Here is an 18,955-nt window from a genome sequence, read left to right on the forward strand (position 1 = left end):
CTACGCCGTATCGATTGCTCCATCTGACACCCCTTCTCTTCATCGAAAAAGTGTCAACCTAATTCAGGACGGGTCACTGGTATAAAAAAAGCCTGTTTTCATGTGAAAACAGGCTTTTTGCATTGTCAGCTGGAGATCGTCAATCGCGGATTTCCAGGGCGCGGTTCAAGCTCAGCGCAGCCAGCGAGCAGGCCGCGCCCGACAGCAGGTAAAAGCTGACGTAAGCCAGGCCGAAATGCGCCGAAAGGCCAAGCGCCACCAGCGGTGCGAAACCGGCTCCCACCAGCCAGGACAGGTCGGAGGTGAGGGCGGCGCCGGTGTAGCGGTATTTCGCCGGGAAGTTGGCGGTGACGGCGCCGGCGGCCTGGCCGTACGACAGGCCCAGCAAGGCGAAGCCGAGCAGGATGAAGGTGTTCTGGCCAAACTCGCCGCCGTTCATCAAGGTCGGCACAAAGGCGCTCAGCACCGCGATCAGCACCGCGCAGGCGCCAAGGGTGGTGCGACGGCCGAGACGGTCGGCGATCAGGCCGGAGGCGACTACGCCGAGCGCCATGAGTCCGGCGCCGATGACCTGGAGAATCAGGAAGTCGCTCACGGAGCGCATCGAATACAGGGTGATCCAGGACAGCGGGAACACGGTCACCAGGTGGAACAGGGCGTAGCTGGCCAAGGCCGCCAAGGCGCCGATGATGACGTTGCGTCCTTGCGAACGCGTCATTTCCAGGGCGTTGGTCGGCTCCAGTTCGCGCTCGTCGAGCAAGCGCGCATATTCCGGCGTCGACACCAGGCGCAGGCGGGCGAACAGGGCGACGACGTTGATGGCGAACGCTACGTAGAACGGATAGCGCCAGCCCCAGTCAAGGAAGTCTTCGGTGGTCAGGTTCGACAGCAGGTAGGCGAACAGGCCGCCGGCGATCATGAAGCCTACCGGCGCGCCCAGCTGGCCCAGCATGGCGTACCAGCCGCGCCGGTTCTGCGGCGCATTCAGCGCCAGCAGCGAGGGCAGGCCGTCCCAGGAGCCGCCCAGCGCAATGCCTTGGCCGATGCGCAGCAGCGCCAGCAAGACGATGGCGTAGAATCCCAGGTGCTGGAAGGTTGGCAGGAAGGCAATCCCGGCCGTGGAGATGCCTAATATGAAGAGGGCCGCCGTCAATTTGACCTCGCGTCCGAGGCGGCGCTGGATCGCCATGAACAGGACGGTGCCGAACGGCCTTGCCAGAAAGGCAAAGGAAAAAATCACGAATGCGTAAAGCGTGCCTTCCAGCTGCTGCTCGAACGGGAAGAAGACCGAGGGAAACACCAGCACCGAGGCCATGGCGTACACGAAAAAGTCGAAATATTCAGATGCTCGGCCGATTACTACGCCGATGGCTATCTCGCCGGGGGCGATGGAGTCTGGCTTGGCTGACTTGGCATTTTGCGCATCATTGATTGTCGAGTGCGACGAGAAATCAGCGGAAACTTCGCCATTGTGGCTATGGGTGCTCGTCATCATAATTTTGTCTCTAGTGGGTTTCTGTCAATACTGGCCATGCCAACCGGCCGTGCCGAACCCTTCCTGAGTGTGCCGCTTCGCAAACCTGAAGCCTCATTATTTACGAAACAACACACTGGTAAGGGTAGGACAAAACGTCCAATCGCCAACGCATACCAGTCAGTGTACATTATCACAATCTGATAGCTTCGACGGTACTTTTACTCTATGGTTTCCCTCTTATCCCGGCGCGGATTGCTCCTCCTTCCCCTCATTTTGCTGGCTGGCTGCAATACGGTGGTGATGAATCCGTCAGGCGACATCGCTTCCCAGCAGGGCCGCCTCATCGTGGTTTCCACGATCCTGATGCTCTTGATCATCGTCCCGGTGATTGCACTGACCATATGGTTTGCCTGGCGCTACCGCAAGAACAATACCGCCGCACGCTACGAACCCGACTGGGATCACTCGACCCAGCTGGAGCTGGTGATCTGGGGCGCGCCGCTGCTCATCATCATCGCGCTCGGCCTGCTGACCTGGATCAGCACCCACACCCTGGATCCTTACCGGCCGCTGTCGCGCCTGGATGCGAACCGCCCGATCCCTGCCGACACGAAGACACTGACGGTAGAAGTGGTGGCGCTGGACTGGAAGTGGCTGTTCATCTACCCGGAACAAGGCATCGCCACCGTCAACGAACTGGCGGCTCCGGTCGACATGCCGATCCGCTTCAAGATCACTTCGTCGGCCATCATGAATTCCTTCTTCATTCCAGCATTGGCCGGCCAGATCTACGCCATGCCAGGCATGCAGACATCCCTCAATGCGGTGATCAACCGGCCGGGCGAATACGACGGCTTCTCGGCCAACTACAGCGGCGCCGGATTCTCCGACATGAAGTTCAAGTTCCATGGCATGACCGCGGAAAATTTCGACAACTGGGTAAAAACCACAAAGGCCGCCAGCGGCAAGCTGGACCGGGCCGACTACCTGCAGCTTGAAAAACCGAGCGAGAAGGAGCCGGTGCGTTATTACGGCGCTGTCGATCCAAGCCTGTACCACGCCATCCTCAACCGCTGCATCGAGCCGGGCCAGATGTGCATGGAGCAGATGATGGCGGCCGACGGCGGCCACAGCATGGCCGGACACCAGGCCAAAGACCATGAATAACCGTTTGCAGCAAGAGCCGGCAGTGTTCTGTTCTGCCAGCGGCGGCGCCGCAACATGCACGGTAGGCGCCGTGTTTCCCTTTTTTACCGGAAAGTAACGATGCTAGACCATATTGATCTGACCAAGCTGATCTTCGGCCGTCTCACCTGGGAAGCGATTCCCTACCACGAACCGATTCTTATCGCGACCTTCATCATGGTCGCCATCGGCGGCGCGGCCGTGCTTGGCGCGCTGACCTATTACAAGGTCTGGGGCACCTTGTGGCGCGACTGGTTCACCAGCATCGACCACAAGAAGATCGGCATCATGTACGTGGTGCTGGGCCTGGTGATGCTGCTGCGCGGCTTTGCCGACGCCCTGATGATGCGCGCCCAGCAGGCGTTTGCCTTCGGCGATTCCGCCGGTTTCCTGCCGCCGCACCACTACGACCAGATCTTCACCGCGCACGGCGTCATCATGATCTTCTTCGTCGCCATGCCGCTGGTGACCGGCCTGATGAACTACGTGGTGCCGCTGCAGATCGGTGCGCGCGACGTGGCGTTTCCTTTCCTGAACAATTTCAGCTTCTGGATGACGACCTTCGGCGGCATGCTGGTGATGGCTTCGCTGTTCGTCGGCGAGTTCGCCCGTACCGGCTGGCTGGCTTATCCGCCGCTGTCGGGCATTCTTGCCAGTCCGGATGTGGGGGTCGATTACTACATATGGGCGTTGCAGATTGCCGGGGTAGGGACGCTGCTGTCCGGCATCAACCTGATCGCGACCATCGTCAAGATGCGCGCGCCCGGAATGAACATGATGAAGATGCCGGTGTTTACCTGGACCGCCTTGTGCACCAACGTCCTGATCGTCGCTGCCTTCCCGGTGCTGACCGCGGTGCTCGGCATGCTGTCGCTGGACCGGATTTTCGGCACCAACTTCTTCACCAACGACATGGGCGGCAACGCCATGATGTACGTCAACCTGATCTGGATCTGGGGCCACCCCGAAGTCTACATCCTGATCCTGCCGGCGTTCGGCATCTTCTCGGAAGTGGTTTCTACCTTCAGCAGCAAGCGCCTGTTCGGCTACACTTCGATGGTTTACGCCACCGTGGTGATCACCATCCTGTCCTACCTGGTGTGGCTGCATCACTTCTTCACCATGGGCTCGGGAGCCAGCGTCAATTCCTTCTTCGGGATCACGACGATGATCATCTCGATCCCGACCGGCGCCAAGATTTTCAACTGGCTGTTCACCATGTACCGCGGCCGCATCCGTTTCGAGCTGCCCATGCTGTGGACCATCGGCTTCATGATCACCTTCGTCATCGGCGGCATGACCGGCGTGCTGCTGGCGGTGCCGCCGGCCGACTTCGTGCTGCACAACAGCCTGTTCCTGATCGCCCACTTCCATAACGTGATCATCGGCGGCGTCCTGTTCGGCATGTTTGCCGGCATCAACTACTGGTTCCCGAAAGCCTTCGGCTACAAGCTCGACGATTTCTGGGGCAAGTGCTGCTTCTGGTTCTGGACCATCGGTTTCTACGTCGCCTTCATGCCGCTCTACGTGCTGGGCCTGATGGGCGTGACCCGCCGCCTGGGCCACTTCGAAGATCCGTCGCTGCAGATCTGGTTCCAGATTGCCGCCTTCGGCGCCGTGCTGATCGCACTCGGCATCGCTTCCTTCATCGTGCAGCTGATCGTCAGCTTCCGCCGCCGCGAATCGCTGCGCGACACCACCGGCGATCCGTGGGGCGCGCGCACGCTGGAGTGGTCGACTTCGTCGCCGCCGCCTGACTACAACTTTGCCTTCACGCCGGTGGTGCATGACAACGACGCCTGGACCGACATGAAGGCCAACGGCTACACTCGTCCGCTGAAGGATTTTGTCGCTATCCACATGCCGAAGAACACGGCAGCCGGTTTCATCATCGCCGCGCTCAGCGCAGCCGTCGGCTTTGCCCTGATCTGGCACATGTGGCTGGCGGCCGGCCTCGGCTTCGCAGCGATGATGGCTGCGATCATCATCCACACCTTCAACTACAACCGCGATTTCCATATCTCGGCGGACCAGGTCGTCCGTACCGAGGGCGAACGCACACGATTGCTGGCTAGCCATGTCTGATATCACTATGAACCCCGCCGGCGCGGCTGATCCAAGCGCGCGCTTCTACACCCGCGAACATCACCCGGAGAACGGCACGCTGCTCGGTTTCTGGCTGTACCTGATGAGCGACTGCCTGATCTTCGCCTGCCTGTTCGCGACCTACGCCGTATTGGGCCGCAACTATGCAGGCGGCCCCACCGGCGCCGAACTGTTCGACCTGCCGCTGGTGGCGGTCAACACGTCGCTGCTGCTGCTGTCGTCGATCACCTACGGTTTCGCCATGCTCGAGATGCAGCGCAAGCGTCAGGGCGCAACGCTGGCCTGGCTGGCCGTCACCGGCATCCTCGGCGCCTGCTTCATCGGCTTCGAACTGTATGAATTCGCGCACCTGATCCACGAAGGCTACGGACCGCAACGCAGCGGCTTCCTGACTTCGTTTTTCGCCCTGGTGTCGACCCACGGCCTGCACGTCAGCTTCGGCATCGTCTGGCTGGTCACGCTGATGTTCCAGGTCAAGCGCCACGGGCTGACCGCCGAAAATGGCCGGCGCCTGATGTGCCTGTCGATGTTCTGGCACTTCCTGGACGTGGTCTGGATCGGCGTCTTCACCTTTGTCTATCTGATGGGAGTTTTGCCATGAGCGGCGGACATCAACAGCACCCGGCGCGCGTCGTCGCCCATGGCCACGACGATCACCACGGCCACACCCATGCCGACCACGGCAGCCTGAAGAGCTACACCACCGGCTTCGTGCTGGCGGTGGTCCTGACGGCGATCCCGTTCTGGCTGGTGATGGGCAAGGTCTTCGACAAATCCAGCACCACCGGGCTGGTGCTGCTCGGTTTCGCCGCCGTGCAGATCGTGGTGCACATGGTGTATTTCCTGCACATGAACACCAAATCCGAAGGCGGCTGGTCGATGCTGGCGCTGATCTTCACGATCATGCTGGTGTTCATCATGCTGAGCGGTTCGCTGTGGGTGATGTATCACCTGAACCACAACATGATGCCGGGCATGATGCCTGACACCACGGAAGTGGTGCCGGAATCGATGCAAGCGATGCCCGAGATGCCTGGGATGCCAAAAACGCACGACATGCAGCATATGCAACACATGCAATGAAACAGGCGCCGCGCGGCATGGTGACGGACAGTCAGGATGCAGGCCCGGTCCCGGTCCCGGTCCCGGCTGCGCCAAGGCCGCGCTCCGCAACCGTGCTGCTGGCGCTGGCCATCTGCGCCGGGCTGGTGTTTGCCGGTTTCGCCGCGCTAGGCACCTGGCAGCTCAAGCGGCTGCAATGGAAGCTGGCCCTGATCGAACGGGTTGAACAGCGGGTGCACGCGCCCGCCGTGGCCGCTCCCGGCCCTGAACGCTGGCCGCAAGTCAATGCCGACGCCGATGAATATCGGCGCGTGCGTCTCAGCGGCACATTCCTCTACGCACTGACAGCCCGGGTCCAGGCTTCGACCGAACTCGGCGGCGGATTCTGGCTGCTGACGCCGCTGCGCAGCGCGGACGGCAGCGTGGTGCTGGTCAACCGCGGTTTTGTGCCGGCCAAGGCCGGCGCCGAGCAGGACGGCCCGGATGTCGGTCCGGCCGAGGTAAGCGGACTGCTGCGCATGAGCGAGCCGGGCGGCGGTTTTCTGCGCCGCAACGATCCAGCCGGCGACCGCTGGTTTTCGCGCGACGTGCAAGCGATAGCGGCAGCGCGCAACCTGTCGCCGGCGGCGCCTTATTTCATCGATGCAGACGCGGCGACAGCCGGCAGGGACACCGGCGGCGACCGCCCGGTCGGCGGCTTGACGGTGATTGCCTTTCACAATAACCATCTGGTTTATGCTCTCACTTGGTATGCTCTTGCCTTGATGGTGGCGGGCGCCTGTTTCTGGGTAGGGCGCGAGGAAAGGAAGCTGCGCCGGCAGTATCGGCCTGGCGCCGATGCGGATGGTCTCGACCGTGAAAGTGAAGATGGCAAGTAAAATTGATATTCTTGCAAATACAGAAGATTTGAAGCGGCGCTGGACGCTGGCGGCCGGCGTCGAAAACGCCGCCGGCCACAAGAACATGCTGCAATTGATCCAGCTGCGCTGGATCGCCGTGGTCGGGCAGATCACTACCATCGCCATCGTCATCGCCGGCTTCGGCATCCAGCTGCCGCTGCCGCACATGCTGAAGGTGCTGGCCTGCCTGGTAGCGTTCAACATCGCCAGCCACCTGCGCTGGCACGAGCGGCGCGTGGCGAGCAACGGCGAGCTGTTCCTGGCGTTGCTGGTCGACGTCGGCATCCTGACTGCCCAGCTGTACCTCAGCGGCGGCATCAACAATCCCTTCGCCTTCCTGTTCCTGCTGCAGGTGATCCTGAGCGCCGTGCTGCTGGAAACCTGGTCGACCTGGACCATCGTCGCCGTCACCAGCGTCTGCCTGGCCGGCCTGTCGCTGTTTTGCGAGCCTCTGGCGCTGCCGCCCGACCATGGCAACGGCTTGTCCAGCCTGTATGTGGAAGGCTTGCTGATCTGTTTTGTGCTGAATGCGGCGCTGCTGGTGTTCTTCGTTACCCGCATCGGCCGCAACCTGCGCGCCGGCGACGCCCAGCTGGCCGATTTGCGCCAGCGCGCGGCGGAGGAAGACCACATCGTGCGCATGGGCCTGCTGGCTTCCGGCGCCGCGCATGAGCTCGGCACGCCGCTGGCCACCTTGTCGGTGATCCTGGGCGACTGGCGGCGCATGCCGGAGTTCAGCACGAACAGCGAACTGCTGGAAGAAATCGGCGAGATGCAAGCCCAGCTGCAGCGCTGCAAGAGCATCGTCAGCGGCATCTTGCTGTCGGCCGGCGAGGCGCGCGGCGAATCGTCGGTGAAAACCACCATCAGCACTTTCCTCAACGACCTGGCCAAGGAATGGTGCGCGACCCGGCCGATTGTCTCGTTTGCCTACGAAAACCGGATCGAGCAGGATATGCCGGTCGTTTTCGACTCGGCGCTGAAGCAGATGATCTGCAATGTGCTCGACAACGCGCTCGAAGCATCGCCGCAGTGGGTCAGCCTGGAAGCGACGCGGGAAGACGATGCGCTGACCCTGGTCGTGACCGATAGCGGCCCCGGTTTTGCGCCGGCGATGCTGGCGCACCTGGGCAAGCCCTACCAGTCGAGCAAGGGACGGCCAGGCAGCGGCCTGGGCCTGTTTTTCGTGGTCAACGTCGCCCGCAAGCTGGGCGGCACGGTAACCGCGCGCAACCGCGAGCAGGGCGGGGCGCTGGTCCAGCTCACGCTGCCGCTGGCGTCGATCAGCCTTGAGGGGGAGGCCGGACATGGCAACTGACCGCCTGCTGCTGATCATCGAAGATGACGCCACTTTCGCGCGCACGCTGGGCCGTTCGTTCGAGCGCCGCGGCTATGCCGTGCTGCTGGCGTCGAACCTGGACCAGGCCGCTGCGCTGCTGCGCCAGCATTCGCCCGGATATGCGGTAGTCGACCTCAAGCTGAACGACAGCACTTCCGGGCTGGCATGCGTGCAGATGCTGCACAAGCACGATCCGGCCATGCTGATCGTGGTGCTGACCGGCTTCGCCAGCATCAACACGGCGGTGGAAGCAATCAAGCTTGGCGCTTGCCAGTACCTGGCCAAGCCTTCCAACACCGATGATATCGAAGCGGCTTTCGGCCATGTCGCCGGCGCCGCGGCGATTGAACTGAGCAACCGCTCGACCTCGATCAAGACGCTGGAATGGGAGCGCATCCATGAAGTGCTGGTGGAAACCGGCTTCAATATTTCGGAAACGGCGCGGCGCCTGGGAATGCACCGGCGCACGCTGGCGCGCAAGCTGGAAAAACAGCGCATCAAATAGCCATCGCAAATAAGCGGCGGCGATTACCACATATCGCCGTTTGCCGCCTCGCGGCTGTTTATGGCGCCCTTCCTTGTAAGTGGCGTCACATGATTAACACTATAAGCTGCATCCTCGTGCCTGGACCGGGCGAGGAGGCAATAGCGGCTGTTGAAACCAGCCATTTTCCATTTGCTTATGGGAGTTACCATCATGTCTGCCATCTTGACCCAGCGTCCTGTTGTCCAAGAAACCGAAATAGAAGCCATTCCTTTCCCGCTCGCCTATCTGCGGCCGCGCCAGCCAAAAACCTTCCACCACGCGATCGATGTGTACCTGAAGGACTCGAACGCCACCGGGAACATTTATTTCGCCCGGCATTTCGAGTGGCAAGGGATTTGCCGCGAGCGCTGGTTTTTCGAGTGCATCTCCGCCGACATGCTGCAGTCGCTCGGCGTCTTTATCACCAAGGAGGCGCAGCAACAGTATGTCTGCGAGACATTCGCATTCCAGAAGATTGCGTGCGAAGTCAATACTTTCGCCATCAAGCAATGCTCGTTTTCGCTGGCGTTCCGGTTCCTGGTAGAGGGCAAGCTGGTGGCGACCGGCCAGCAGCAGATCGTTTTCGCCAACAAGGAAAAAAGGATCTCGCGGCTGCCGGAGCACATCCTTGAAAAGATCCGGCAATATGAAATCGAGAAGGGAGAGTAACGGCGTAACGGGCTATATCAGCCTGTCCTTGACCTAAGGACCATGCGGAGGAGAGGCAGCAGCCTCTTGCTCCGCCTGGCGCGGCGCCGACGCCGCGAACAGGCCGTCCGACGGCTGATCCTCCACCAGCGGGAATTCCAGGGTGAATGTCGTATATTGCCCGGCCACGGAATCGCACAATATGCGCCCGCCGAACGACGCCATCACCCGATGGCAGAACGTGAGGCCGACCCCGGTGCCGCCGCTTTGCTTGGTGGTGAAGAAGCCGTCGAAAATGTTCGGCAGCGCGTCGCCCGTTATGCCAGTCCCGGTGTCGCTGAAATACATGCGGTTGACAGTCGGGCCGCGCACCGTCGATATGCGGATTTCACCCTTGCCGGCCATCTTGATGGCGTACAGCGCATTTTTCAGCAGGTTGAACAGCACCAGTATCAGCAGCGTATCCGATCCGTAGAACCGGAATTCTTCGGCGTCGGCGACCACGATGCGCTCCCGGTCCTGGCGGTCATAGGTGTAGCGGTCGACCGCTTCCGCCAGGCAGTGTCCTATGGCGTGCTGGCTGAAATTGGTCTTGTCGATCTGGTCCATCTTGATCGACGCCAGCATCATGTCCAGCACCGCATTGGTACGGTCCACTTCGTGCGTCAGCGTCTTCCCTATGGTGGCGAGATAGGTCATCGCGAACGGCGGCAGCGACGATTCGCACAGGTTGTTGGCGACCGCCAGCTCGTAGCTGTGCAGGAGCGTCGGGATATATTTGTTGATACCCTGCGCCTGGTTGCGGATGGAGAGCAGCGGCGTGCGCATTTCGTGGGCCACGCTGGCGGCAATCGCCATGGGATTGAACAGTCCGTACTTCACGATCGCCACCGTGATGATGCCAAGGCTGACGGCAATGAACAGCACGCCGGGCGGATAGAACTCGAAGCCGTAGTTGCACAGGTAATCGACCGCGGCAAAAAAATAAGTGAGGATGCCGGCGATGCACAGGCGCAGCCTGATGCGTTTGTTGGGCGGTGCATTTTTCTGCTGCAGGAAGGTGATGTACAGGCCGCGGTTGACCACCACTACCGTCTGCAGAACATGGATGGGGTGGAGCAGTCCTGCCTTGGGGTAGTAGCCCCAGAAATATTCGTAGAAGCCGGAAATGAACAGGTCGCCGCCAACCAGGAAAAGCGCCAGGACCGAGGCGATCCCGTAAGACAGGTAAACCAGGTGGCGTTCCTTGGTGCGGTCCGAGACCTCGGTCAGGAAGTGGTACAGGCTGGTCGGCAGGAACAGGATCAGCAGGTAGCCGAACTTGATCAGGAACATCGCCAGGCCCGGCGTATGGACCTGGAACAGCACCGCCCAGGTTCCCTGCCAGAACGCGGAGATGATGCACAGCGCGGAAAAGCTGATGCCGATGCGGGTGAATCCCTGCGTGCAAAGTACGTACAAGCCGTAACCCAGGAAAACCGAGGCTACCAAGGCGGGTAATAATGAGTACATTGGCAATGTCTAAGGGTGGGTATCCGCGTGGTGGACCTGATGCAAGTTATCCATTATAGAACTCACAATGCCGCGCACAGCCTGGCCGGCGTTGAGAGGTGCAATATACGCCTTCTTCATCCAAACAATAAGTTGCAATAGGGCAATATATCACTCAAGTGCTGCGGGTGGCGTCTTTACTGCCAATTATAACTACCGCTGCGGATTGCTTCGATTAGAAGCGGCCCCGCCGTCCTGGAAAAAAAGACGGCTTTTCAATCGCAGCGTGTTTCCAGTTTGACAGGATGGCCTTCCAGCAATGAAAATGCCGAGACAACCGATTCTATTCGCGCTGTCTTTTTTATGTAGCGTGCACGGCGCCCCATTTTCCTGGTTTTTCTTAGCGGAGATTAGATACATGGTCATTTTCCTGGCTCGGACGGTATTACCGGTTGTCATCTCCAGCTGCCTTTTGTTGCCGGCATATGCGTCGGAAGCGGAATATTCCATCGCTGTCGGCGATGCGAGGACCGGCTCATCCATCAGCAAAAGCCGGGCGTCGCTCGGGATCGCCGTGGACGTCAATAAAAGCTGGGACGAGCTGTCCGCCAACGAACAGGCGCTATGGCGGAAATTCGTCGATATCACCGATGAAAACGTGATTCCGCCGTTCCCCTCGCCAAACATTCGCAGCTTGTTGCGCAATTTGGGAGTGTCGCGAGGAGTCCGCATGGATAATTCGATGACTCACAAGGAGGATGTGAAACTGATCGTGCACGTCGACGAAACCGGATCGGTCAGCGCCGTCGATATCCTGGGCGCCAAAAACAACGGGGAACTCATGCTGAGCGACGATCAAAAAATCCTCGCGTACACGGTAATCAAAGGGCTGCAGTCAACGCAGTTTTCTCCGGCAAGGCTGGACGGGGCGCCGGTGGCCTCGGCCTTTGCCTATCACATCGTGCATACCACCAAGCGATAACTTTTCACGCCGATAGCCATCGGGTGGCAAACCACGCCGAGCGTCATGCCCGGCGTGGCCGACGCTTCGGTTGCGGCCGCAACAGACGGTAGCACAAAAATAATATTGCAATATGGAAATATTGAGCTAATCTTAACCATGCATGTGTATCAAGTCCGTGCATCAAGTTCCTGAACAAGCTTCTGGAAAAGCCTGGCGCAAGCGGGCCCGGCTTCTGAATTGTCCCTGGCAATCCATGGTTCCGAGACGAGGGGGAGCGACGATGAAAAAGCTGGGATTGGCCGATCTGATACATCCATTAGCGGTAGATACCTTCATGGCGCGCTATTGGCAAAAGAAACCTTACATAGGCCACGGTTCACCGCAGCGTTTCGCCGACATCGCGGCCATTCCGGAGCTGTCCAGCATCGATGCGCTGCTGGAAGCCTGGCGTGGCGACGCCGACGCCTGGGCCCCGCGCGACACCAAGAACCCGCTGATCAACGCCACCGCGCGCCAGCTGCCGGCTTTCTATGAAAGCGGCTACACGCTGTACCTGAGCAAGGTGGAAGACCACGTGCCGGCGCTGGAACCGATTGCGCGTGCGCTCGAGCGCGACCTTGGCCTGCGCCAGGACGATGTCTATTTCGAAGCGTTCATTTCGCAAGGCACCGGCTCGACCTTCCATTTCGACCCCAATGTCACCATCAACATACAGCTGATCGGCAGCAAGCAGTGGAGCGTCGCCGCCAACCGGCATGTGGTCAACCCGCACGTCGGCTGGTCTGCCGGCGCGGCGGTCAACGAACACATGCGGCAGTATGCGCGCCAGCCGTTTCCGACTCGCATGCCTGCCGGCTGCAAAAGTTTCGAGGCCAAGCCCGGCACCCTGGTTTACCTGCATCCGGGCTACTGGCATTGCACCCTCAACCACGAACCGTCGCTGTCCCTGCTGTTCACTATCAACCCGCCATCCTGGACCGACCTGCTGATGGAAGAAATCAAGGACCGGATGCTGAAGCACGACGCCGGCCGCGAGCTGGCCTTCGGCCTCGGTTCCACCATGGGCCACGAAGAAAAGCGGCAGCGCCTGCAAAACCTGATCGACGCCACCGGCGATGCCGTGGCGTCGCTGTCCGCAGCGGATTTGCTGGCCGACTGGGGCGGGGCGTTTACTGCTTCGTTTGAGCGGAACCCCGAGGTGGAGTTCGAGATCGGCCGCAGCCGCGACGACGATGTGCTGGTCACCAAATCGGGCCGCAAGCGCGAGCGCAGCTTGCTGGCGCCGGACGCACGGCAAGTGCTGCAATGGATACGCGCGCGGAAAAAGCCGTTCCACGGCCACCAGGCGGTGCAGGCGCTGGATGCGGTGGCGACGGCGCGCATCGGCGAGATACTGGAAGAGTTCGCCGAGATCGGCCTGATCCTGCGTCGCCAGCCTTGATCGCAGCTACTTCGTTTTTTTTGCCGGTTTGCTGCGCATCTCGGTGGTCCATTCCGGACGCCGTCCCAGTACATCGAACAGCTCGACGATGATCGCCTTGACCTTCTGCACGGCGTTGCTGAGCAGTTCGGTATCGTGCCAGCACAGCGACAGGTCGCGCGAGAACAGGGGATGGTCGACCTGCGCCAGCTTGAGCTTGCGCTCATCCAGTTCGACATGCGCAGCCGACCACGGCAGGATCGTGACGCCGAGCCTGGCGATCACCGCCGCGAACAGCAGCGCGGTGGAACTGGCCTCGAACAGTACCTCGCACGGCAGGCCGGCTTCACGCAGCGCCCAGTCGACCCGGCTGCGTATCGAGTTCGGCGCGCTGGGCAGGATCAGCGGCATGCGCGCCAGCTGGGCCAGCTTCACCGGCCCGGCCGGCAGCGCAAAATCCGGCCATGCAATCAGGTGCAGCACCTCGGTGACCAGCCGCTGCGCCGCCACGCCGCGGGTCTCGACGGCATCGGCCACCACTGCGATTTCCACCCGGCCGTCGCCGATCAGGCCGCCCAGATCTGCGCTCGGCGCTTCGATCAGTTCCAGCACGATGCCGGGATAGCGGTCGCGCACCAGGCGCGCCAGCGGAATCGCCAGCACCCGCGCGGTGCTGGACGGCATGCCGACCGACACCTTGCCTTGCGGCAGTTCGGCGTCCTGGCGCAACAGCTCGCGCGTGCCGTCGGCTTGCCGCAGCAGCTCAGTCGCATGCCGGTACAGCGTCCGTCCGGCCGCCGTCGGCGCCACCCCGTGCACACTGCGTTCCAGCAGCTGCATGCCGAGATCCCGTTCCAGGTTGCGCATCTGCTGGCTGACCGCGGGCTGGGCGATATGCAGCAGTTCGCTGGCGTGCGTGACGTTGCCGCACTCGACCACCTTGACGAAATACCGCAGTTGCCGCAAGTCCATTTCATCTCCTTCTCAAGCGATTTATTCCATACGTTAATCCTATAGCGAGAGAGTAATAACATATTTTTAAATTATTTACCGCCTCCCTATACTGGCTCCACAAAAAATGCGACGCAGGCCCGGCCAGGCAGTCCGGAATCGCGTCACCACGGCCGACACAGGTTGACAAGGAGACAGGAATGGTCAAGGCGATTGCACTACAGGAGCCGGGCGCCAAGCCCCGGCGCACACCATTGAGCCGCGAGCAGGTCGGCGGCTTCTGGGCGGTGTATGCGGGGTGGGTGATGGACGGGGTCGATTCAGTGATCTATGCCTTGGTGCTGATCCCGGCGCTGACCGAATTGCTGCCGGCGTCGGGCATTGCCGCCACGCCTGGCAACTTAGGCATGTACGGTTCCATCCTGTTTGCCTTGTTCCTGATCGGCTGGGGGCTGTCTTTCATCTGGGGGCCGCTGGCCGACCGTTTTGGCCGGGTCAAGACCCTGGCCGCCAGCATCCTCATCTATTCAGTGTTTACCGGCGCCGCCGCGTTTGCCGACAATGTCTGGGCGCTGGCGGCGTTCCGCCTGATCGCCGGCATCGGCGTGGGCGGCGAGTGGGCGCTGGCAGGTACCTATGTGGCGGAAAGCTGGCCGGAGGACCGCCGCAAGATGGGCGCCGGCTACCTGCAGACTGGCTACTATGTCGGCTTTTTCATCGCCGCCTGGCTGAACTACACGGTCGGCGCTGCCTACGGCTGGCGCGCCATGTTCCTGTGCGGCCTGGCGCCGGCCTTGCTCGCAATCTTCACCGTGCTGCGTGTGAAGGAGCCGGGGCAGTGGCGCAAGGGCAGCCATAATTCGACCGCCATGGCCAGCGCGCGCAGCTCGTTGCGTGAACTGTTCGCCCCGGCCTACCTGCGCCGCACGCTGACCAGCGCCACGCTGGTGGGTGTAGCGATCATCGGTTTGTGGGCGGGTTCGGTCTATGAAGCCAGCGCGGTGGTTACGCTGGCCAAGCGTGCCGGCATCGACGGCGTCGGCGCCGTGCACCTGGCGTCGGTCGGCGCGGCGATCCTGTCGTTCGCTACCATCCTCGGCTGCCTGGCGGCGCCGTGGCTGGCCGAACGGCTGGGCCGGCGCATCGCGCTCGGCATCTATTTCGGCGGCATGGCGCTGTCCATCGTGTTTGCCTTCGGCTGGGTGTTCTACCTGCCGGACGGGCTCAACCTGTTCATGGCGTCGCTGCTATTCCTGGGTTTCTTCGGCGGTAATTTCGCCATCTTCTCGCTGTGGCTGCCGGAACAGTACCCGACCCGGATACGAGCCACGGCGTTTGCCTTCAACGCTTCCGTCGGCCGTTTCCTCGGCGCCGGCGTGAACTTCCTGCTGGCCGCGGCGATTCAATGGCACGGCTCGCTCGGCCTGCCGATCGCCTGGACCGCGGCGGCTTTCGCGGCCGGCCTGCTGATCCTGCCTTTTGCAGTGGAAACCCACCACCAGGCATTGCCCGGATAGCGCCGGCTGCGCCGTCATTCACCCGTCACCAGTCATCAGTTGGAGAAGCAGATGCAAGCATTAAAGGGAATCAAGGTAATCGACCTCAGCCGCGCGCTGTCCGGGCCGTTCTGCACGATGGCGCTGGCCGACCTCGGAGCCGACGTCATCAAGGTGGAACAGGGGCCGGACGGCGACATGAGCCGCAACTGGGGGCCGTTCGACCGCGGCGTCAGCACTTATTACCTGTCCTGCAACCGCAACAAGCGCGGCGTCTGCATCGACCTGCGCCAGCCGCAAGGGCTGGCCGCGCTGCAGCGGCTGATCGACGGCGCCGACGTAGTGATCGAGAATTTCAAGCCGGGCACGGTCGAGCGCATGGGCCTCGGTTTCGACGTGCTGAGCGCGCGCAATCCGCGCCTGGTGATGGGCAGCATCAACGCTTTCGGCGCCGACGGTCCGCTCAGCGGCTGGCCCGGTTTCGACCAGATCGCGCAAGGCTATTCGGGAATGATGAGCCTGACCGGTTTCGCTGACGGCGATCCGACCCGCACCGGCACCGCCATCGGCGACATGAGTTCCGGCATGTGGCTGGCGATGGCGGTGCTCGCCGCGCTGCTGGAACGGGAGCGCACGGGGCGCGGCCAGCATGTCGGCAGTTCGCTGCTGGCCAGCCTGGTGGGGCTGCTGAGCGTGCACGGCCAGCGCTATCTGAGCCTGGGCGAGATTCCCCAGCGCACCGGCAACGCCCATTCGGTGATCGCGCCCTACGGCGTGTTCGAGACCGCCGACGGCCCGCTCAACCTGGCGCCGATCACTGCCGGCATGTGGCTGCGCCTGTGCCAGCTGCTCGACCTGGCGGAGTTGCCGGACGATCCGCGTTTCGCCAGCAATGAGAAACGCGTGCTTCACCGCGATGCGTTGAAGGCCATACTGGAAGAGCGCCTGAAGACGCGCGGCAAACGGGAATGGAGCGAGCTGTTCATCGGCGCCGGTTTGCCGGCGGGGCCGATCAATACCCTGGCCGAAGTGTTCGACGACCCGCAAGTGCAGCATTGCCGGCTGGTCGAAACGGTCGAGCATCCCACGCTAGGTGCATTGCGCCAGGTGGTCACGCCGGTGTCGGCCTATGGCGTGGGCGCGGCGCCGCCGGTTACCCACAGGGCGCCGCCCGGCCTCGGGGAGCACACGGTGGAAGCGTTGCGCGAAGCCGGTTTCGACGATGCGGCTATCGATGCCTTGCTGGCGGCAAACATCGTGTATCAAAACGAAGCCGGTCCGCCGCCGGCAACGGAACAATGTGTAGAGGTGGCGCAATGAACCAGGCACCGGATGGATCTTCGGCCACGGTCAGCGCCCACATCGTCGAAGCGGGGATAGGCCAGGTTGTGTTCAGCAATCCTTCCCGTCGCCATGCGCTCAGCGCCGAGCTGCTGGGCGCGCTGGAGGCCCGCCTGGATGAACTGGCGGCGCAACGGCTGCCGGCGATACTGCTTGGCAGCGGGATCGGGCAGGCGGTGTGGAGCGCCGGCCACGACCTGGGCGAACTTGCGCACGACCGCGATCCGCTTGCCTACGGCAAGCCGCTGGAGCGCGTGCTGCGCAGCGTGCGGGCTTATCCGGGCGTAGTTATCGCGATGATCTCGGGATCGGTGTGGGGCGGGGCGGTCGACCTGGCGATGAGCTGCGACCTGGTGGTAGCCGACCGCAGCGCGCGCTTCGCCATGACGCCGGCCAACATCGGCCTGCCGTATACCACCAGCGGGCTGCTGCGCTTTTTCCATAACCTGCCGATCCATGTGCTCAAGGAGATGTTCTTTTGCGCCCAGCCGCTGGAGGCCGAGCGCGCAGCCCATTTCGGCGTTGTCAACCGGCTGGTCGAGCAGAATCAGCTGCAAGCGACAGCGCTGGAGATGGCGCGCGGGATCGCCGCCAAGGCGCCGCTGGCGGTGCGGGCGGTAAAGGAGCAGCTGCGCATCCTGGAAGACCTGCAGCCGCTGCCGGTGCAGGCGCTGGAACGGATCGCCGAACTGCGGCGGCAAGCGTGCGCCAGCGAGGATTTCAGCGAGGGGCTGAGCGCTTTCGCCAGCCGCCGCCAGCCGTTGTTCCGAGGTGCCTGAACCAGCTGCAATGGTGGTTGTTGATAAAAACACATTCCCCCGCTCTTGTCATTGTCTTATCTCTGCCTTGCAAAAATCAAAAACCTCTAAAAATGAAAGCTATTTGCAAGGTTCGTGAGAGTATTGTCGACCGAAAATAATCATAATCAGGGAGACAATCATCATGAAGACGCTATTTGCGCTTCTTTTCCTGGCGTCCATGGCCAGCGCCGGAGCCCAGGAAAAGATCGTCATCGGACAGTCAGTGGAGTTATCGGGCGAAGCTACCGGCAAGGAAAACATGGAGGGTGCGCTGGCTTATTTCGGCTGGGTCAACGCGCAAGGCGGGGTGCATGGGCGCAAGATCGAGCTGAAATCCTATGACGACCAGCGCAAGCCGGAAACCACCAAACGCAATACCGAGAAGCTGCTGGCCCAGGATAACGCGCTGGCCTTGTTCGGCTACCGCAGCACGCCGACGGTGGAAGCCGTCCTGCCTTTGCTGCAGGTGGAGAAAGTGCCGCTGATCGCGCCGTTTTCCGGCGGCCAAAGCCTGCACCGGCCATTCAATCCCTACCTGTTCAACCTGCGCGCCAGCTATCAGGATGAAACGGCGAAAATGGTGGAACTGTTCAGTTCCCTGGCGATCCGCAAGGTCGCGATCCTGTACCAGGACGACAGCTTCGGCCGCGACGGCCTGGCCGGTTTTGAGCGCAACCTGGCGGCGCACAAGCTGAAGGCCCTGGTGACTGCCAGCTACGACCGCAAGGACCTGAAAATCGACAAGGCGGTCGACGCCATCATCGCCGGCAATCCGCAGGCCGTGCTGATGGCTTGCACGCCGTCGGCCTGCGCCGATTTTGTCAAGCAGGTCCACAAGAAAGGATTCCATCCCTCCTTCATGATGCTTTCCAATGTCAGTTCCGATACCTTCTTCGAGTCGCTGGGCGAGGATGGCCGAGGGGTGAGCGTGATGCAGGTGATGCCGTACCCGAAGAATTTCAGCGCCGGCGTGAGCCGCGAATTCCAGAGCGTCCTGAAAAGCATGCCGAAGCCTCCGCCGGCTTCTTATTCGGCATTCGAGGGTTTTGTGGCAGCGAAGCTGCTGACCGAGGGGCTGCGCCGCGCGGGCCCTAATCCGACCAGGCAAAAACTGATGGCGGCGCTGGAAACCATGCGCGATTTCGACCTGGGCGGAGTGCGGGTATCGTATACGCCGGACAATCATGACGGCTCGAAATTCGTGGAAATGATCATGATCGGCAAACACGGCGCGATTTTGCGTTAAGCCT

The 18,955-nt window shown here is 61.7% G+C and carries 17 protein-coding genes; 14 read left to right on the top strand and 3 right to left on the bottom strand.

Annotated elements, in window-relative coordinates:
* Positions 1 to 139: 139 nt before the first annotated feature.
* Entirely contained in the window at positions 140 to 1,492 is a 1,353-nt protein-coding gene (locus AC07RZ_RS22385; RefSeq protein ID WP_494669667.1) for an MFS transporter, read from the bottom strand.
* Positions 1,493 to 1,702: 210 nt separating this feature from the next.
* Here AC07RZ_RS22385 and cyoA point away from each other — a divergent pair, with 210 nt between their 5' ends.
* The 8 genes from cyoA to AC07RZ_RS22425 all read left to right on the top strand — a co-directional run bounded on the left by cyoA (position 1,703) and on the right by AC07RZ_RS22425 (position 9,263).
* Positions 1,703 to 2,644: a ubiquinol oxidase subunit II gene (gene cyoA, locus AC07RZ_RS22390; RefSeq protein ID WP_494669628.1), complete on the top strand. Its 942-nt coding sequence runs from the start codon at positions 1,703 to 1,705 to the stop codon at positions 2,642 to 2,644.
* A 99-nt stretch (positions 2,645 to 2,743) separates the two neighbouring features.
* Positions 2,744 to 4,747 (top strand): cytochrome o ubiquinol oxidase subunit I, encoded by a 2,004-nt coding sequence (cyoB, locus tag AC07RZ_RS22395; protein ID WP_494669629.1) that lies wholly within the window; start codon positions 2,744 to 2,746, stop codon positions 4,745 to 4,747.
* Positions 4,740 to 5,369, top strand: coding sequence for a cytochrome o ubiquinol oxidase subunit III (cyoC, locus tag AC07RZ_RS22400; protein ID WP_092398618.1), 630 nt, complete (start codon positions 4,740 to 4,742; stop codon positions 5,367 to 5,369). The genes cyoB and cyoC overlap by 8 nt, the downstream gene beginning before the upstream one ends.
* Complete coding sequence (gene cyoD, locus AC07RZ_RS22405; protein ID WP_494669630.1) at positions 5,366 to 5,851, top strand: cytochrome o ubiquinol oxidase subunit IV; 486 nt, start codon at positions 5,366 to 5,368, stop codon at positions 5,849 to 5,851. The genes cyoC and cyoD overlap by 4 nt, the downstream gene beginning before the upstream one ends.
* Positions 5,848 to 6,708, top strand: coding sequence for an SURF1 family protein (locus AC07RZ_RS22410; RefSeq protein WP_494669631.1), 861 nt, complete (start codon positions 5,848 to 5,850; stop codon positions 6,706 to 6,708). Before cyoD ends, AC07RZ_RS22410 begins: the two co-directional genes overlap by 4 nt.
* On the top strand, positions 6,698 to 8,047 hold the full coding sequence (locus AC07RZ_RS22415) for an ATP-binding protein (protein ID WP_494669632.1): 1,350 nt from the start codon (positions 6,698 to 6,700) through the stop codon (positions 8,045 to 8,047). The genes AC07RZ_RS22410 and AC07RZ_RS22415 overlap by 11 nt, the downstream gene beginning before the upstream one ends.
* A complete protein-coding gene (locus AC07RZ_RS22420) occupies positions 8,037 to 8,573 on the top strand; it encodes a response regulator transcription factor (protein ID WP_092398784.1) in 537 nt (178 codons plus the stop codon). Before AC07RZ_RS22415 ends, AC07RZ_RS22420 begins: the two co-directional genes overlap by 11 nt.
* A 192-nt stretch (positions 8,574 to 8,765) precedes the next feature.
* A complete protein-coding gene (locus tag AC07RZ_RS22425; RefSeq protein ID WP_494669633.1) occupies positions 8,766 to 9,263 on the top strand; it encodes an acyl-CoA thioesterase in 498 nt (165 codons plus the stop codon).
* Between the two features lie 33 nt (positions 9,264 to 9,296).
* On the opposite strand, the gene AC07RZ_RS22430 is transcribed toward AC07RZ_RS22425, so the two are convergent.
* Positions 9,297 to 10,754, bottom strand: coding sequence for a sensor histidine kinase (locus AC07RZ_RS22430; RefSeq protein ID WP_494669634.1), 1,458 nt, complete (start codon positions 10,752 to 10,754; stop codon positions 9,297 to 9,299).
* A gap of 397 nt (positions 10,755 to 11,151) precedes the next feature.
* Here AC07RZ_RS22430 and AC07RZ_RS22435 point away from each other — a divergent pair, with 397 nt between their 5' ends.
* Together AC07RZ_RS22435 and AC07RZ_RS22440 are read left to right on the top strand one after the other, a co-directional pair.
* The gene (locus AC07RZ_RS22435; RefSeq protein ID WP_494669635.1) at positions 11,152 to 11,715 is read left to right on the top strand and encodes a hypothetical protein; all 564 of its coding nucleotides are present in this window, start codon (positions 11,152 to 11,154) and stop codon (positions 11,713 to 11,715) included.
* A gap of 262 nt (positions 11,716 to 11,977) precedes the next feature.
* Positions 11,978 to 13,138: a JmjC domain-containing protein gene (locus AC07RZ_RS22440; protein ID WP_494669636.1), complete on the top strand. Its 1,161-nt coding sequence runs from the start codon at positions 11,978 to 11,980 to the stop codon at positions 13,136 to 13,138.
* A 6-nt stretch (positions 13,139 to 13,144) separates the two neighbouring features.
* On the opposite strand, the gene AC07RZ_RS22445 is transcribed toward AC07RZ_RS22440, so the two are convergent.
* Positions 13,145 to 14,089 (bottom strand): LysR substrate-binding domain-containing protein, encoded by a 945-nt coding sequence (locus tag AC07RZ_RS22445; RefSeq protein WP_494669637.1) that lies wholly within the window; start codon positions 14,087 to 14,089, stop codon positions 13,145 to 13,147.
* Positions 14,090 to 14,268: 179 nt separating this feature from the next.
* On the opposite strand from AC07RZ_RS22445, the gene AC07RZ_RS22450 reads away from it, so the two are divergent.
* From AC07RZ_RS22450 to AC07RZ_RS22465, 4 genes are all read left to right on the top strand, one after another.
* On the top strand, positions 14,269 to 15,585 hold the full coding sequence (locus AC07RZ_RS22450) for an MFS transporter (protein ID WP_494669638.1): 1,317 nt from the start codon (positions 14,269 to 14,271) through the stop codon (positions 15,583 to 15,585).
* Positions 15,586 to 15,636: 51 nt separating this feature from the next.
* The gene (locus AC07RZ_RS22455) at positions 15,637 to 16,884 is read left to right on the top strand and encodes a CaiB/BaiF CoA transferase family protein (protein ID WP_494669639.1); all 1,248 of its coding nucleotides are present in this window, start codon (positions 15,637 to 15,639) and stop codon (positions 16,882 to 16,884) included.
* On the top strand, positions 16,881 to 17,684 hold the full coding sequence (scpB, locus tag AC07RZ_RS22460; protein WP_494669640.1) for a methylmalonyl-CoA decarboxylase: 804 nt from the start codon (positions 16,881 to 16,883) through the stop codon (positions 17,682 to 17,684). Before AC07RZ_RS22455 ends, scpB begins: the two co-directional genes overlap by 4 nt.
* Before the next feature lie 163 nt (positions 17,685 to 17,847).
* Positions 17,848 to 18,951 carry an ABC transporter substrate-binding protein gene (locus AC07RZ_RS22465; protein ID WP_494669641.1) on the top strand — a complete coding sequence of 368 codons (1,104 nt, stop codon included), beginning with the start codon at positions 17,848 to 17,850 and terminating at the stop codon, positions 18,949 to 18,951.
* The last annotated feature ends 4 nt before the right edge of the window (positions 18,952 to 18,955 follow it).

It is taken from the genome of Collimonas sp. GW821-FHT07E08, assembly GCF_059418905.1.

Coding starts and splice junctions, on each gene's coding strand:
- scpB (WP_494669640.1), top strand. CDS start 16,881: ATGAACCAGGCACCGGATGGATCTTCGGCCACGGTCAGCGCCCACATC.
- AC07RZ_RS22425 (WP_494669633.1), top strand. CDS start 8,766: ATGTCTGCCATCTTGACCCAGCGTCCTGTTGTCCAAGAAACCGAAATA.
- cyoC (WP_092398618.1), top strand. CDS start 4,740: ATGTCTGATATCACTATGAACCCCGCCGGCGCGGCTGATCCAAGCGCG.
- AC07RZ_RS22440 (WP_494669636.1), top strand. CDS start 11,978: ATGAAAAAGCTGGGATTGGCCGATCTGATACATCCATTAGCGGTAGAT.
- AC07RZ_RS22435 (WP_494669635.1), top strand. CDS start 11,152: ATGGTCATTTTCCTGGCTCGGACGGTATTACCGGTTGTCATCTCCAGC.
- AC07RZ_RS22455 (WP_494669639.1), top strand. CDS start 15,637: ATGCAAGCATTAAAGGGAATCAAGGTAATCGACCTCAGCCGCGCGCTG.
- AC07RZ_RS22465 (WP_494669641.1), top strand. CDS start 17,848: ATGAAGACGCTATTTGCGCTTCTTTTCCTGGCGTCCATGGCCAGCGCC.
- AC07RZ_RS22420 (WP_092398784.1), top strand. CDS start 8,037: ATGGCAACTGACCGCCTGCTGCTGATCATCGAAGATGACGCCACTTTC.
- cyoA (WP_494669628.1), top strand. CDS start 1,703: ATGGTTTCCCTCTTATCCCGGCGCGGATTGCTCCTCCTTCCCCTCATT.
- AC07RZ_RS22410 (WP_494669631.1), top strand. CDS start 5,848: ATGAAACAGGCGCCGCGCGGCATGGTGACGGACAGTCAGGATGCAGGC.
- cyoB (WP_494669629.1), top strand. CDS start 2,744: ATGCTAGACCATATTGATCTGACCAAGCTGATCTTCGGCCGTCTCACC.
- AC07RZ_RS22415 (WP_494669632.1), top strand. CDS start 6,698: ATGGCAAGTAAAATTGATATTCTTGCAAATACAGAAGATTTGAAGCGG.
- AC07RZ_RS22450 (WP_494669638.1), top strand. CDS start 14,269: ATGGTCAAGGCGATTGCACTACAGGAGCCGGGCGCCAAGCCCCGGCGC.
- AC07RZ_RS22385 (WP_494669667.1), bottom strand. CDS start 1,492: ATGACGAGCACCCATAGCCACAATGGCGAAGTTTCCGCTGATTTCTCG.
- AC07RZ_RS22445 (WP_494669637.1), bottom strand. CDS start 14,089: ATGGACTTGCGGCAACTGCGGTATTTCGTCAAGGTGGTCGAGTGCGGC.
- AC07RZ_RS22430 (WP_494669634.1), bottom strand. CDS start 10,754: ATGTACTCATTATTACCCGCCTTGGTAGCCTCGGTTTTCCTGGGTTAC.
- cyoD (WP_494669630.1), top strand. CDS start 5,366: ATGAGCGGCGGACATCAACAGCACCCGGCGCGCGTCGTCGCCCATGGC.